This is a genomic window from Arthrobacter sp. FW306-2-2C-D06B (genome assembly GCF_021789175.1).
Lineage (GTDB): Bacteria > Actinomycetota > Actinomycetes > Actinomycetales > Micrococcaceae > Arthrobacter.
The window spans coordinates 1,278,363-1,291,922 of the sequence record NZ_CP084560.1 but is presented as its reverse complement, the minus strand read 5'-3'; the positions used below and the strand labels follow the sequence as shown (position 1 = coordinate 1,291,922).

Sequence of the window (13,560 nt, the reverse complement as noted above, 5' to 3'; positions counted from 1 at the left end):
CTCGCAGTTGTTGTCGTTATGAAGGCTCATAACGACAACAACTGCGAGTCAGTTGGGCTGGGCTACGGCGTCAGTGCACCACGATCGGGTGGAAGCCCTCGGCGCGAAGGGCTGCCAGGACCTGCTCGCTGTGCTCGTGGCCTTTGGTTTCGAGGTTGACGGTGATGGAGACGTCGCCCATGCTGATCGCGCCGCCCACCCGGGTGTGGTCCAGGCCGGTCACGTTGGCGTCGTTTTCGGCGATGATGCGGGCGATCGTGGCCAGGGAACCGGGCCGGTCATCCAGCATCATGCGCACGGTCATGTAGCGTCCGGCCGCTGAGAGGCCGCGCTGGATCACCTTGAGCATCAGCATGGGGTCAATGTTGCCGCCGGACAGGATGACGGCCGTGGTCCCCGGATTTTCGATCTTGCCGTCCATGAGGGCAGCGACGCCGACAGCGCCGGCGGGCTCCACCACCATCTTGGCCCGCTCGAGCAGGAAGATGAGCGCCCGGGCCAAGGAGTCTTCGCTCACGGTCACGACGTCGTCTACGAGTTCGCGGATGATGCTGAACGGCAGCTGGCCGGGGCGACCGACGGCGATGCCGTCCGCCATCGTGGAAACCTTCTTGAGCGGCACCAGGGCATCAGCGGCGAGCGACGGCGGGTAGGCGGCCGCGTTCTCGGCCTGCACGCCGATGATCCGGATCTCGCGTCCCAGCTCCCTTGCCCTCGCTTTGATCGCGACGGCGACTCCAGCCAGCAGTCCACCGCCACCGACGCCCATCAGGACAGTGTCGACATTGGGAACTTGATCCAGGATTTCGAGCCCGACGGTGCCCTGGCCCGCCACGACGTCGACGTTGTCGAAGGGGTGGACGAAGACGGCGCCTGTTTCGTCCGCGTAACGCTGGGCCTCGGCCAGGGCCTCATCGACGTTGTGTCCGTGCAGGACAACTTCGGCTCCGTGGCTGCGGGTGGCAGCAAGCTTCGGAAGCGCCACACCGAGCGGCATGTAGATGCGTGCCTTGATTCCCAGGCTTTTCGCCGCCACTGCAACGCCTTGTGCGTGGTTGCCCGCCGAAGCCGCGACCACGCCGCGCTTCTTTTCCTCGGGAGACAGGCGCGCCATGCGCACGTAGGCGCCACGGACCTTGAAGGAACCCGCCCGCTGGAGGTTCTCGCACTTGAAGAAGACCTCTCCGCCTACCATGGCTCCCAGGGCCCGTGAGGACTCGATAGGGGTCTTGGTAATAATGCCCTCGAGCAGCTCCCGCGCCTTAAGGACATCGTCCAGGGTGACGGGCAGGGTATCGAGGGTATTCACGGGTTAGTCTCCTTTGTTGGTGTGCTCTGCGGCATCCTTGGGGAATGTCCGTTCCGCAGCCGCGTGCTGACCTGCGGCGCCTTCGCCGCTATTGGACCGTGCGCCCGCGTTGGCGCCGGGACGGTGGATTTCCTTGATGGTGGGTTCCTCATCGGAGTCCGGTGGTGCAATCCCTGCGCCGGCGTACGCGGTCATCAGTCCTTCATCATGTTCCCACGTCCGCGCGGCAATATAGCGAACCGCCGTATTTGCTACGGCGAGGAGCGGAACGGCGAAGAGCGCTCCCGGGATTCCGGCCAGGTAGGAACCGGCCGCCACGGACAAGATCACGGCGACGGGGTGCAAGGATACTGCCTTGCCCATGATGAGCGGCTGGAGGATATGGCTTTCGAGCTGTTGCACGAACAGCACGATGGCCAACATGACGAGCGCGTTGACGGGACCGTTGGCCACCAAAGCCAGGAGCACGGCAATGGCGCCCGTCACGAGGGCACCGACAACCGGGATAAATGAACCGATGAACACCAGGACACCCAGCGGCAGGGCGAGGGGAACCTGGATAATCGCTGCGCCGACGCCGATCCCCACGGCGTCCACGAACGCCACGAACATCTGGATGCGCACGTAGCTGACCATGGACGACCAACCGCGCCGGCCGGCGCCGTCGGCCGCTGCGCGCGCAGTCCTGGGCAGGAGCCCGACGATGAACCGCCAGATCCTGGATCCTTCGAGAAGAAAGAAGATCAAGATGAAGAGGGCAAGGACCGTGCCCGCCGCAAAATGGCCGGCCGTACTGCCGAACGACAGGGCACCGCTGAGGATACTGCTGCTGTTGTTCTGGAGCGCCGAGGTGGCGCTCTGGATGTAGGTGTCGATCTGGTCCGCGGTCAGATGCAGCGGCCCGTCAGCGAGCCACGCCTGGACCTGCTGGATGCCCGCGAGCGCTTCCTGCCACAACTCGCCGAATCCCACGGCGAGCTGCCGGCCCACCAACGCCAGAGCTCCCGCAATGAGGCCGAGGAAACCCACCACGGTGATGGCAACGGCCGCTCCTCGCGGCATCTTGAGCTTCCCGAGCCACCGCGTGACCGGATAGAGCAAGCCGGCAAGGAGGGAGGCGACCATGAGCGGGATGATCAGGAAGCTGACCTTCCCCAACAGCCAAATAAGGGCTCCAACTACCACCAAGATGAGGCCCACCCGCCAGGCCCAGGCGGCAGCGATCCGCACTCCATAAGGGATGTCCTGCGCAATGTGATGCTCTGGCACCGGCCCGGGCGCGGCCGAAACGGGGTCACTTGATGGCGTGGCGTCCTGTGCTGGCGTCATTCACCCATAATTCCGCAGGGAGTGCCGGATGGGAAACCCATCTACAGCGCGCCCACAATTCCCCATCTCATGGTGAAGGTCCCGCCTGGTTCAAGCCACCGGAGGCCCTCCCCCGAGTTGAAGGCGTTCGCCGGACCAGTCATGGGCTCGATCGCAACGGCCTTCGAGCGGCCCGGAAAAGTATCCGTGACGAAAACGTGGACGTAGGCGCAGTTCTCGTCCTGCACCAAAGAGACGCTCCGGCCGTCCGGCGCGGACAGCGTTTGGCGGGCGAGTCCGCCGTCGAACTCCAGATCCGTGAACGCCACATCGACATCCAGGCCGCCGACACTCCGGCCGCCGCCAAAATCAAAATCACCGCTGACACGCACCGAGCTACGCGGGATCAGCCGCTCGTCAGCCACGAGCCGTGTGCCGGCGTGGACAGTCAGGACCATCTCTTCGGGCGGAACGTCCCCCACACGCAAATACGGGTGCGCACCGAGCACGAAGGGAGCGGGTGCCGCCGAATCATTGATGAAACTCTGAGAAACCCGCAATGCGAGCCCGGCGTCGATCTCATAGCGGACCTGGTGCCGGGCCAGGAACGGGTAGCCATGCTGCGGGAAGATCACCGCTTCGAGGGTCACGGAGAATTGGTCTTCCGCCACGAGGGCATAGGACGAATTGCGGAGGAGCCCATGGCTAGCGTTATTGCGGGACACCTCCGTGATATCCAGTTGCTGCTTCTTTCCGTCGAGGTACCAGATCCCGTCCTCGATCCGGTTGGCCCAAGGAGCCAGGGTTATTCCGGTGGCGCCGGGCGGAAGTTGCCCGTCGCCGTAGCTCTCGGTGAGCTGGACGCCGTCGCGGCTGAACAGCCGCAAGCCCGCGGCGAGCTCGGTGACGACGGCGAGCGCGTCGCCGCGGCGGATCTCGAATTGGCGTCCGCTGGCAAAGCGGCGGGATACGGTCTCTTCGCCCGGCGTGGAAATCGGCGTGGTGGGAGGCATGGCACCACCGTACTGCATGCCGCGCATGACTTGACCCCACTCTCAATGTTCTCTTTTGTTAGATATTTTGCCTTTTTGAGCACTCTGTGGCACCATGAATCCATGACTCGCCTTACCAGCACGCGCCTCGCCGACGGCCGGGAGCTGATCTATTTCGACGACGCCGGCTCGCCGGAGCGCGATCCCGGCTCGTTGACGGATCACCGTGAGCTGCCGCCGCGCGCCGATCCGGGCGAGTTGCGCTACGACGCGCTGAGTGGCGAATGGGTCGCGGTCGCGGCGCACCGCCAAAGCCGCACCCATCTTCCGCCCGCGGACCAATGTCCGATCTGCCCCACCACTCCCGCGAACCCTTCGGAAATTCCCGCGCCGGACTACGACGTCGTGGTCTTCGAGAACCGCTTCCCTTCGCTGGGTCCAACGCTCGGCACGATTCCCGGCACGCCCGCTTGGGGAACGTCGGGTCCCGCCTACGGCCGCTGCGAGGTTGTCTCGTTCACCCCAAGCCACACCGGATCCTTTGCCGGGCTTGGCGAAACCAGGGCGCGCACTGTCATTGAGGCATGGGCGCACAGGACCCAGGCGCTCAGCGCGCTCCCTGGAATCCAGCAGGTGTTTCCGTTCGAAAACCGGGGTGCTGACATCGGGGTAACGCTCCACCACCCGCACGGACAGATCTATGCCTACCCCTACGTCACGCCGCGGGCGGCAAGCCTTGGCGCCGCCGCCAGCCGGCACTTCGACAACTCAAACGGCCGGGAATCGCTGACGTCCTCGATCCTCAAGGCCGAACGGCAGGACGGGAGCCGCATGGTGCTCGAAGGCGGGCACTTCAGCGCCTATGTACCCTTCGCGGCCCGCTGGCCGCTGGAAGTGCATCTCGTCCCGCATCGCCAGGTTCCGGACCTCGCCGCCTTGAGCGGCGAAGAACGCGACGAACTAGCGCACGTCTACCTTGAGTTGCTCAAGCGCATGGATGCCCTGTATCCGACTCCCACGCCCTACATTTCCGCGTGGCACCAGGCGCCCCTCGATGCTGCCTTGAGGCCGTCCGGCCACCTGCACCTGCAACTCACCTCCCCGCGCCGAGCCGCCGACAAGCTCAAGTACCTTGCCGGTTCGGAGGCGGCCATGGGAGCCTTCATCAACGACACCACGCCTGAATCCGTGGCAGAACGGCTGCGCGCCGTCGCCAGCGATTCGCAGCGCGCTATTCCCGAAGGGGCACCAGCATGACCTCCACTCCCGACGCCCCGGCCGTGAGCGACCTGTCCGGGCTTTTCGAGTCGACTTTCGGTTCAGCCCCCGACGGCGTGTGGCAGGCACCGGGACGCGCGAACCTGATCGGCGAGCACACCGATTACAACGAGGGTTTCGTGTTGCCTTTCGCCATCGACAAGACGGCGAAGGTTGCAGTCCGGATCCGCCGTGATTCACGTGTCCGGCTGCTGTCCACTTTCGGCGGGCAGGGCGTGGTCGAAGCCGACGTGGACATGTTGGTTCCGGAAGCGGCCAAGGGCTGGACGAAGTATCCGCTCGGCGTGGCCTGGGCGTTGCAACAGCGCGGCATCCTTGTCCCGGGCTTCGATCTCCTCATGGATTCGGATGTCCCCCTTGGCGCGGGACTGTCCTCGTCGCACGCCATCGAATGCGCAGTCATCTCGGCGCTCAACGAGCTGACTGGTGCGGGACTCGGCGCCGAAGACATGGTCCTGGCAACGCAGAAGGCCGAAAACGACTTCGTGGGCGCCCCCACCGGAATCATGGACCAGTCGGCGTCACTTCGCGGGTCAAAGGGCCATGCGGTCTTCCTGGACTGCCGCGACCAGAGCGTACAGCTGGTCCCCTTCGACGCCGAGGAAGCCGGGCTCGTGCTGCTGGTCATCGACACCAAGGTTTCCCATTCGCATGCTGACGGCGGCTATGCCTCGCGTCGGGCTTCCTGCGAATTGGGCGCCCAGGTACTGGGGGTCCCGGCCCTTCGCGACGTCGGCATCGGGGATCTGGAGGAAGCCAGCGGCCTCCTGGACAGCACGACTTTCCGACGGGTGCGGCACATCGTCACGGAGAATGACCGCGTGCTTCAGACCGTGGAACGGCTCACCACGGACGGACCCGCACACATCGGCAGGCTCCTGGATGCGAGCCATGCCTCCATGCGCGACGACTTCGAGATCTCGTGCCCGGAACTGGATCTCGCAGTGGAAACTTCCCGCGACCACGGCGCCATCGGTGCCCGGATGACCGGAGGCGGTTTCGGCGGCTCGGCTATCGCCCTCACCCCGGCGGCCCATGAGCAAGAGGTGCGCGACGCCGTCGTACGCGCCTTCGCGGCGGCCGGTTTCACGACGCCGGACATCTTCACCGTCACCCCGGCAGCGGGGGCCACACGCCTCGCCTGACTCCCGTGCATTAGCCGCCGTCGGCGAGCGGGCCCCGGCGTAAGCTGGGGGCATGACTGAGGCCGTCATCGTTTCCACCGCAAGAAGCCCCATTGGACGGGCTTTCAAAGGGTCCCTCAAGCACGAACGTCCCGATGACCTCGCGGCGGCGATGGTGAGTGCCGCACTGGCGAAGATTCCGGCATTCGATCCCGGAGCACTCGATGGCCGCGGCCTCGATGACCTCTACCTTGGCTGCGCCGAGCCCAGTGGCGAAGCCGGTTCGAACATGGCCCGGGTGGTGACCGTCCTGGCCGGCCTGGACACCGTCCCCGCAGCCACGATCAACCGCTTTTGCGCCTCGAGCCTTCAGGCCCTGCGGATGGCCTTCCACGCGATCCGCTCCGGGGAAGGCGATGCCTTCGTCTCTGCGGGGGTCGAGTCCGTGTCGCGCTACCAGAACTGGGTCGGGGCCGGGGAAACGGACACCAGCCTGCATAACCCCCTGTTTGCGGCCGCGCGGGCCCGCACAGCCGCCCGGGCCGCGTCCAACACTCCATGGACGGATCCCCGCCTTGGCGGACGGATGCCGGACGTCTACATCGCGATGGGGCAGACCGCGGAGAACGTCGCGACGAGCCACGGAATCAGCCGGGAAGAGCAGGATCTGTGGGCAGTCCAGAGCCAGAACCGGGCTGAGGCGGCCATTGCCTCAGGCTTCTACGCCCGCGAGATCACGCCGTACACCCGCAAGGACGGCACCGTCGTGGAGCGCGACGATTCACCGCGCGCCGGCGTCACCCTTGAAGCCGTCAGCGCCTTGGAGCCGGTCTTCCGCAAGGAAGGCACAGTGACAGCCGGCAACGCATGCCCGCTCAACGATGGCGCCGCCGCCGTGGTGGTCATGAGCGATGTCAGGGCCCGGGAACTTGGCCTCGAGCCGTTGGCGCGTATCGTCTCGACCGGCGTCAGCGCCCTCTCCCCGGAGCTCATGGGGATGGGCCCCGTGGAGTCCTCGCGCCGGGCTTTGGACTTGGCGGGGCTGAGCATGGCGGACATTGACCTCGTGGAACTCAACGAAGCCTTCGCCGTCCAGGTGGTGGCGAGCGCCCGCGAACTCGGCATCGATCCGGAAAAGCTCAACGTTCATGGCGGCGCCATCGCCCTTGGCCACCCCTTTGGCATGACAGGCGCCCGGATGACCACCACCTTGCTCAATGGCCTTCGAGAACGGGATGGCACCTTGGGACTGGCGACGCTGTGCGTCGGTGGCGGACAGGGCATGGCAGTGGTCTTCGAGCGGCTGTCGTAAGCCGCTCGAAGACCACCCTGCCTTGGTTAGTCGTCACCGCGCAGGATCGCGAGCAGGCGGATGATCTCCACGTAGAGCCACACGAGCGTCACAGTCAGGCCGAAAGCCGCGGTCCAGGAGTATTTCTCCGGAACGCCCTGCCGGACACCCTGTTCGATGCTCGTGAAGTCCATGACCAGGGAGAACGCGGCCAGGCCGATCGCCAGGATCCCGATGAAAACGCCCAGCGGGATGCCGAAGATGTGCACACTGCTGCTCAGGCCGAACGGCGACTGGACGGCGCCGGTCCACACCAGGACCATGTTGATGACTGCGAAGACGAGGTAGCCGAGCATGGCGATCATGAAGAAGCGGACTGCCTTGGGGGTGGCGCGCACCTTGCCGCTCTTGAAGAGAGCCAGCGTCACTCCGAACACGGCAAGGGTGCCGATGACTGCCTGCAGGCCGACTCCCGGGAACATGCCGTCCAAGAAGCGGGTCAGGCCTCCGAGGAACAAGCCCTCAAGGCCGGCGTAAGTCAGGATCAGGGCCGGGGACGGCTGCTTCTTGAAGGAGTTGACCATGCCCAGGGCGAAGCCGCCCAACGCGCCGACAATCATGAGGAGACTTGCCGTGCCGGGAGCCACGAACAACGTCACGGCTGCGCCAAGCAACAGCACCGCAAGGCAGGCAGCAGTCTTGACGATGACGTCGTCGAAAGTCATACGGCCGGTCTCGGCCGGACCGGCTGCGGGCTGGTTGTACATCTGCTGCAGCTGATCGCTGGTCATCTGCGGCGGTGCCGTCCAAGCGGGCTGGCCGTACTGGTTCTGGCCATACTGGTTCTGGCCATACTGGCTCTGGCCGTGGGAGTAGTTGGGTACAGGCGGAGCCTGTGTGGCTCCACGGAAATTCTTTCCGTTGAAGATCGGGTTGCCGCCGAGTGCCATGGTGGGTGTCCTTCTTGCCGTGGGTGCGAAGTGATAGTTCACGCTACCAATTCCCACGCTTGGTCCGCACCGAAAGTTCCACCGCCGATGATGCCGGCACCCTTTTGTTGAAAGGGTGCCGGCACATGCGGCTATCCGACGCCGAGGTACGCTTCCTTGACCGCCGGGTTGGCGAGCAGCTCCTTGCCGGTGCCCCTGTGCGTAATCGACCCGGTTTCCAGGACAAAGGCACGGTGTGCACGGGCGAGGGCCTGGTTGGCGTTTTGCTCCACCAGAAGCACCGTGGTGCCTTGCTTGTTGATCTCGGTGACAATCTTGAAGATCTGGCGGATGAACTGCGGAGCAAGCCCCATGGAAGGTTCGTCCAGGAGCAACAGCTTAGGGTTGGACATCAGGGCCCGGCCAATCGCGAGCATCTGTTGTTCACCGCCGCTCATGGTGCCGCCCAACTGCTTGATGCGCTCCTTCAACCGCGGAAACAGGTCGAAGACGCGCTCCAAATCGTCTGACACCTTGGTCCGGTCCTTGCGGCCGTAGGAGCCCATGTCAAGGTTCTCCTCCACCGTCATGCCAGGGAAGATTCCGCGGCCCTCAGGCGCTTGCGAAATGCCCTGGACGACCCTGATGTGCGCTTTCATCCTGGTGATGTCCTGGCCCTCGAAGGTGATGGAGCCGGCCGAGGGAGACAGCAATCCGGAGATGGTCCTCATGGTGGTGGTTTTGCCGGCACCATTGGCGCCGATGAGCGAGACGATCTCGCCCTCGTCCACGCTGAACGACATGTCCGAAATGGCTTGGATCCGGCCGTAGTGGACGGATATGTTCTTCAGCTCAAGCAAGGTCATCTTCAGGCTCCCCGAGATAGGCGGAAATAACTTTCGGGTCATCGCGAATGATCTTGGGCAACGCATCCGCAATCTTTTTCCCGAACTCAAGGACCACGATCCGGTCGGTCACGCCCATGACCAACTTCATGTCGTGCTCAATGAGCAGGACCGTGTAGCCATCATCACGAATGGTCCTGATCAACGCCATGAGTTCTTCTTTTTCCGCAGGGTTGAACCCGGCCGCAGGCTCGTCCAGGCACAGGACCTTAGGATCGGTGGCCAGTGCCCGCGCGATTTCGAGGCGGCGCTGGTACCCATAAGGAAGGTGCCGCGACAAGAAGTGGGCATGATCGGCAATGCCAACGAATTCAAGCAATGCCATGCCGCGCTCAATGGCGGTTTTCTCTTCCCGGACATGGGTGGGCAGGCGCAGGAGCGCACCGCCCACACTCGTGCGGTGGCGTGCATCGAGACCGACAACCACGTTTTCCAAGGCTGTCATCTCACCAAAGAGGCGGATGTTCTGGAAGGTGCGGGCCAAGCCCCGCCTGGTGATCCTGTGCTGCGGCAGTCCGTTGAGCAACTGGCCTTCGAGCAAGACCTTTCCCGAAGTGGGTTTGTACACGCCTGTCATGGCATTGAAACACGTGGTTTTGCCTGCACCGTTGGGACCGATCAAGCCGAGGATTTCGCCTCGGTTGATATCGAAAGTTACATTGTCCAAGGCCGTCAGGCCACCGAACTTGATCGTCAGGTTCTGGACCTGGACCAAGGCTTCGCCCACCTTGGTGGCAATTTCCCTTTCCGGTGCCACCTTCTCGGCGACCTCGAGGTCCACACCTTGTTCCTTGAGTGCTTCCACATCGATATCCGGTTCAATTGCTTCACTCATTGTCAGCCCCCTTTCCCTGTTCCAAGACGACTTTGCCCGAAGCAGGGATGTCGCCTGCGGCGCCCTTGAGCTTGTTGTAAGCCAAGCGTCCGTACGCGAGGAGGCTCTGGCGTGCCGGCAGGAGACCGCCGGGACGGAAAATCATGATGACCACCAGCGCCGCACCAAAGATCAGATACTTGAACTCCGCAATCGCGGTAAAGCGCAGCGGAATATATGCCACCAAGGCACCGCCAAGAATCGCACCAACCTTGTTTCCCGTGCCGCCCATGACAACAGCGGCAACGAACAGGATCGAGGTGGCGATATCGAATTTCTGGTTGTTCACAAAACCCACCTGGCCGGCGAACAAAGCACCCGAGAGTCCGCCCACGGAAGCACCAATCGCGAAAGCCCACACCTTGTACTTGAACGTGGGGACGCCCATGATTTCCGCTGCGTCTTCATCTTCGCGGATGGCAATCCACGCGCGTCCCACGCGGCTGCGCTCCAGGTTTCCGGCGGCCAGGAGCACCACAATGATGATGGTCAGCGTCAACCAGTACCACGGAGTTCCGCTTGAGTTCAGGAAGATTGGTTGGCCACTTGAATCCGTGCCCGGAGGGTGGCCGACATTCTGGAAACCAACCTGGCCTTTCATCGCCGGAATGATGGTCGCCAGGATGCGCACGATCTCACCGAAGCCGAGCGTGACGATAGCCAGGTAGTCTCCGCGCAGTCGCAGAGTAGGCACACCCAGGACCACGCCGAAGAACATGGCAACCGCCATCGCCAGTGGCAGCGTCCACAAGTAGGGAATGTGCACATATGGCGAATCCGGGCTCGTAAACATTGCTGCGGTGTAGGAACCCAGGGCAAAGAATGCCACGTAGCCCAGGTCGAGGAGGCCCGCATAGCCGACCACCACGTTCAAGCCAACTGCCACCAGGGCATAGACGGACATTTGCGCGAGTGCAATTTGCCAATTGTTGCCCGGTTCCGTCGTGATCAGCGGCGGGTTGAGGATGGGAAGCAGGTACGCAATCACAACGACGACGATCAGGATCAGCCATTGGGTTTGGCGCGGGAGCGCATTCCATTTGTCGCTCAGTCCCGGGAACCAGCCCTTGCGCTGCCGCATCTTGGCTTCGCGGTCGGCGATCTCCTGTGCCGACGCATCATCGGGAATAAGCGTGGGGCCGTCTGTTGTGCTCATGCCTTACTCTTTCCTAGCGAGCTACCCAAGACACCTTCGGGTCGCACGATCAATACCAACACCAGGACCACGAACGCGACGACGTCCGTCCATTGGGAACTGCCCAGGAGCACCTGGCCGTAGTTGCCAATCAAACCGATCAGCAGGCCGCCCAGCAAAGCACCGCGCACATTGCCGATGCCTCCGAGCACAGCGGCCGCGAAGGCTTTGACGCCGAGGATGAATCCGCCGTTGTATTGCACGCCGGACGGGATTTTCATGACGTAGAACAAGGCAGCTGCTCCGGCCAGGATCCCGCCGATGATGAAGGTGGTCACAATGATCTTTTCCTTGTTGACACCCATCAAGGTTGCGGTATCCGGGTCCTGCGCCACGGCACGGATGCCTCGGCCGGTGCGGGATCGCCTAATGAACTGATCAGTGGCGATCATGAGGATAATCGCAGCCACGACAATAACCACCTGCTGCGAATCGATGATGGTCCCGAAGACGTCGAAAATTGCGAGCGGCCGGAACATCGTCAGCGCAGCCTCAGGGCTCGGTCCGCGCCACCAGTAGATGGTGTACTGAATGGCGAAGGAAACACCGATGGCGGTAATCAAGAATGCCAGGCGGGGCGCCTTGCGCTGCCGCAAAGGTTTATAAGCCACGCGCTCCACGATCACGGCCATCAAGGCTGAGGCGATAATGGCGACGACGAGGGCGAGGACAAGGTTTCCCACGATGGCCCAAAAACCCAGCCTCGGAGCTGAGGGGCCGAAATTAAGGGCGCTGAGGGTGAAGAACACGCCATAACAGCCCGTGATGAACACTTCTGAGTGGGCAAAGTTGATGAGGTTGAGAACACCGTAGACGAGGGTGTAACCGAGGGCAACCAATGCGTAAATTGCCCCGAAGGTCAACCCGTCAAAGGTTGAACTCCAGAAGTTTTGGGTGAACGAGTTTACGTCGAACGTGATCCACGTGTCGTCCACGGGAACCGAGTGGAGCAGGTTGGGAATTACTTCACTGATCATGGCACTTCCTGATGTAATCAAAAGAAATGCTGGGGGTCGGCATGGATGCTAACCCCCAGCATTCATCTGGGCTCGGTGTTATTTTCCGATGACGCCGATGGGAACGATCTTGCCGTTCTCAACTTTGTAGCCGTAAACATCAGGCGTTGCCAGTTCGCCGGTTGCATCCCACTTGTAGTGCTTCGACAGGCCGTCCGCATCGTAGGACTTGACCCAGGAAAGAAGGTCCGCGCGGGACTGCTTGCCCTTGTCGATACCGGAGAGCAGGACCGTGGCTGCGTCGTAACCTTCAATGGAGTAGGTTCCGGGCTCAGCGTTGGCAAGCTTCTTGTACTCGGACTCGAAGCTCGGGATCAGCTCGCCGGGGATGCACGGGCAGGTGAAGTACGAGTTCGACGACGCGTCGCCGGCCTGCTTGATGAACTGGTCATCCTTCACGCCATCCGGACCCACGAAGGAGCCGGTGAATCCCTTTCCAACCAGCTGCTGGTCGAAGGGAGCGCCTTCGGCGTAGTAGCCGGCGTAGTAGACGGTGTCTGCCTTGGCGTTCATGATCTTGGAAATCACGGCCGAGAAGTCCTTCTGGCCTGTGACAACCTTGTCGGACCCCACCATCGCCGAGCCAAGGGCCGCGGACGTTGTGGTTCCCAAACCGATGCCGTAGTCAGAATCGTCCTGGACGAGGTAGACCTTCTTTGCCTGCAGCTTGTCCGTGAGGAACTTCGCCGCAGCCGGACCCTGGACGGCGTCATTGCCGAGGGCGCGGAAGAAGGTGGTCCAGCCGTTCTTCGTCAGGCTCGGGTTGGTTGCGGAGGGCGTGATGTGCACCAAGCCCTTCTGCTCGAAGATGTTGCCGGTGGCCTTGGATTCTCCCGAGAAGGGCAAGCCCACCACTCCGATGATGTCCGACTCGGACACGATCTGCGTGACCGGGCCCGTGGCCTTGTTCGGGTCGCCTTCAGTATCGAATTTCTTGAACTGGACCTGGCAGCCGGGGTTCGCGGTGTTGTGCTGGTTGATGGCAAGCTGGATGCCGTTGAAGATGTTGATACCCAGCTGGGCGTTGGGTCCTGTCTCTGCACCGGCATAGGCAAGGGTGGTGGTTGACGGGCATTTTGCTTTGCCATCGCCTGCTGGCAAAACAGCTCCGGCAGGAACGTCGACTTTGGAAATCGCAGGGATGTTGATCCTGCCGCCGCCACCCGAGGTTTCGGTGCCGCTAGGGGCAGTCTGATTCGCACAGCCCGCCACGAGCATGCCAAGGGTGGCTGCTGCTGCAATCGCCGAAATGACTTTCTTCCTGTACATAAATAGCCTCCGCGGTGCGTCTGATTCGTGGTCATTCGCCCGAAGTCACTTTCACTTCGAACATGTTCCA

The 13,560-nt window shown here is 62.8% G+C and carries 12 protein-coding genes; 3 read left to right on the top strand and 9 right to left on the bottom strand.

What is annotated here, in order from left to right; genetic code table 11:
* Positions 1-70: 70 nt before the first annotated feature.
* Genes ilvA through LFT47_RS06155 form a run of 3 tightly spaced genes read right to left on the bottom strand, consistent with a single transcriptional unit; the run spans position 71 to position 3,648 of the window.
* Positions 71-1,309, bottom strand: a complete 1,239-nt coding sequence (gene ilvA / locus LFT47_RS06165; protein WP_236816223.1) for a threonine ammonia-lyase — start codon at positions 1,307-1,309, stop codon at positions 71-73.
* 3 nt (positions 1,310-1,312) lie between these two features.
* Positions 1,313-2,638 (bottom strand): AI-2E family transporter, encoded by a 1,326-nt coding sequence (locus LFT47_RS06160; protein ID WP_236816220.1) that lies wholly within the window; start codon positions 2,636-2,638, stop codon positions 1,313-1,315.
* 41 nt (positions 2,639-2,679) lie between these two features.
* Positions 2,680-3,648, bottom strand: a complete 969-nt coding sequence (locus LFT47_RS06155) for an aldose 1-epimerase family protein (RefSeq protein WP_442863459.1) — start codon at positions 3,646-3,648, stop codon at positions 2,680-2,682.
* Between the two features lie 84 nt (positions 3,649-3,732).
* Between LFT47_RS06155 and galT the strand changes: the two genes are divergently transcribed.
* The 3 genes from galT to LFT47_RS06140 are packed head-to-tail and all read left to right on the top strand — an operon-like array spanning position 3,733 to position 7,323.
* On the top strand, positions 3,733-4,866 hold the full coding sequence (gene galT / locus LFT47_RS06150; RefSeq protein ID WP_236816218.1) for a galactose-1-phosphate uridylyltransferase: 1,134 nt from the start codon (positions 3,733-3,735) through the stop codon (positions 4,864-4,866).
* Positions 4,863-6,032: a galactokinase gene (gene galK / locus LFT47_RS06145; protein ID WP_236816214.1), complete on the top strand. Its 1,170-nt coding sequence runs from the start codon at positions 4,863-4,865 to the stop codon at positions 6,030-6,032. The genes galT and galK overlap by 4 nt, the downstream gene beginning before the upstream one ends.
* A gap of 52 nt (positions 6,033-6,084) precedes the next feature.
* A complete protein-coding gene (locus tag LFT47_RS06140) occupies positions 6,085-7,323 on the top strand; it encodes an acetyl-CoA C-acetyltransferase (protein WP_236816209.1) in 1,239 nt (412 codons plus the stop codon).
* A 26-nt stretch (positions 7,324-7,349) separates the two neighbouring features.
* Here LFT47_RS06140 and LFT47_RS06135 read toward each other — a convergent pair whose 3' ends face one another.
* The 6 genes from LFT47_RS06135 to LFT47_RS06110 form a co-directional block, all read right to left on the bottom strand.
* Positions 7,350-8,252 carry a Bax inhibitor-1/YccA family protein gene (locus LFT47_RS06135; RefSeq protein ID WP_236816207.1) on the bottom strand — a complete coding sequence of 301 codons (903 nt, stop codon included), beginning with the start codon at positions 8,250-8,252 and terminating at the stop codon, positions 7,350-7,352.
* Between the two features lie 131 nt (positions 8,253-8,383).
* A complete protein-coding gene (locus LFT47_RS06130; protein WP_236816206.1) occupies positions 8,384-9,097 on the bottom strand; it encodes an ABC transporter ATP-binding protein in 714 nt (237 codons plus the stop codon).
* Entirely contained in the window at positions 9,084-9,971 is an 888-nt protein-coding gene (locus LFT47_RS06125; protein WP_272909616.1) for an ABC transporter ATP-binding protein, read from the bottom strand. The genes LFT47_RS06130 and LFT47_RS06125 overlap by 14 nt, the downstream gene beginning before the upstream one ends.
* The gene (locus LFT47_RS06120) at positions 9,964-11,166 is read right to left on the bottom strand and encodes a branched-chain amino acid ABC transporter permease (RefSeq protein ID WP_236816205.1); all 1,203 of its coding nucleotides are present in this window, start codon (positions 11,164-11,166) and stop codon (positions 9,964-9,966) included. Before LFT47_RS06120 ends, LFT47_RS06125 begins: the two co-directional genes overlap by 8 nt.
* Entirely contained in the window at positions 11,163-12,182 is a 1,020-nt protein-coding gene (locus tag LFT47_RS06115; RefSeq protein WP_236816203.1) for a branched-chain amino acid ABC transporter permease, read from the bottom strand. Before LFT47_RS06115 ends, LFT47_RS06120 begins: the two co-directional genes overlap by 4 nt.
* Before the next feature lie 78 nt (positions 12,183-12,260).
* Positions 12,261-13,490 carry a branched-chain amino acid ABC transporter substrate-binding protein gene (locus LFT47_RS06110; RefSeq protein WP_236816201.1) on the bottom strand — a complete coding sequence of 410 codons (1,230 nt, stop codon included), beginning with the start codon at positions 13,488-13,490 and terminating at the stop codon, positions 12,261-12,263.
* Positions 13,491-13,560: the final 70 nt, after the last annotated feature.

Coding starts and splice junctions, on each gene's coding strand:
- galT (WP_236816218.1), top strand. CDS start 3,733: ATGACTCGCCTTACCAGCACGCGCCTCGCCGACGGCCGGGAGCTGATC.
- LFT47_RS06130 (WP_236816206.1), bottom strand. CDS start 9,097: ATGACCTTGCTTGAGCTGAAGAACATATCCGTCCACTACGGCCGGATC.
- LFT47_RS06110 (WP_236816201.1), bottom strand. CDS start 13,490: ATGTACAGGAAGAAAGTCATTTCGGCGATTGCAGCAGCAGCCACCCTT.
- LFT47_RS06120 (WP_236816205.1), bottom strand. CDS start 11,166: ATGAGCACAACAGACGGCCCCACGCTTATTCCCGATGATGCGTCGGCA.
- LFT47_RS06140 (WP_236816209.1), top strand. CDS start 6,085: ATGACTGAGGCCGTCATCGTTTCCACCGCAAGAAGCCCCATTGGACGG.
- LFT47_RS06135 (WP_236816207.1), bottom strand. CDS start 8,252: ATGGCACTCGGCGGCAACCCGATCTTCAACGGAAAGAATTTCCGTGGA.
- LFT47_RS06115 (WP_236816203.1), bottom strand. CDS start 12,182: ATGATCAGTGAAGTAATTCCCAACCTGCTCCACTCGGTTCCCGTGGAC.
- LFT47_RS06160 (WP_236816220.1), bottom strand. CDS start 2,638: ATGACGCCAGCACAGGACGCCACGCCATCAAGTGACCCCGTTTCGGCC.
- galK (WP_236816214.1), top strand. CDS start 4,863: ATGACCTCCACTCCCGACGCCCCGGCCGTGAGCGACCTGTCCGGGCTT.
- LFT47_RS06125 (WP_272909616.1), bottom strand. CDS start 9,971: ATGAGTGAAGCAATTGAACCGGATATCGATGTGGAAGCACTCAAGGAA.
- LFT47_RS06155 (WP_442863459.1), bottom strand. CDS start 3,648: ATGCAGTACGGTGGTGCCATGCCTCCCACCACGCCGATTTCCACGCCG.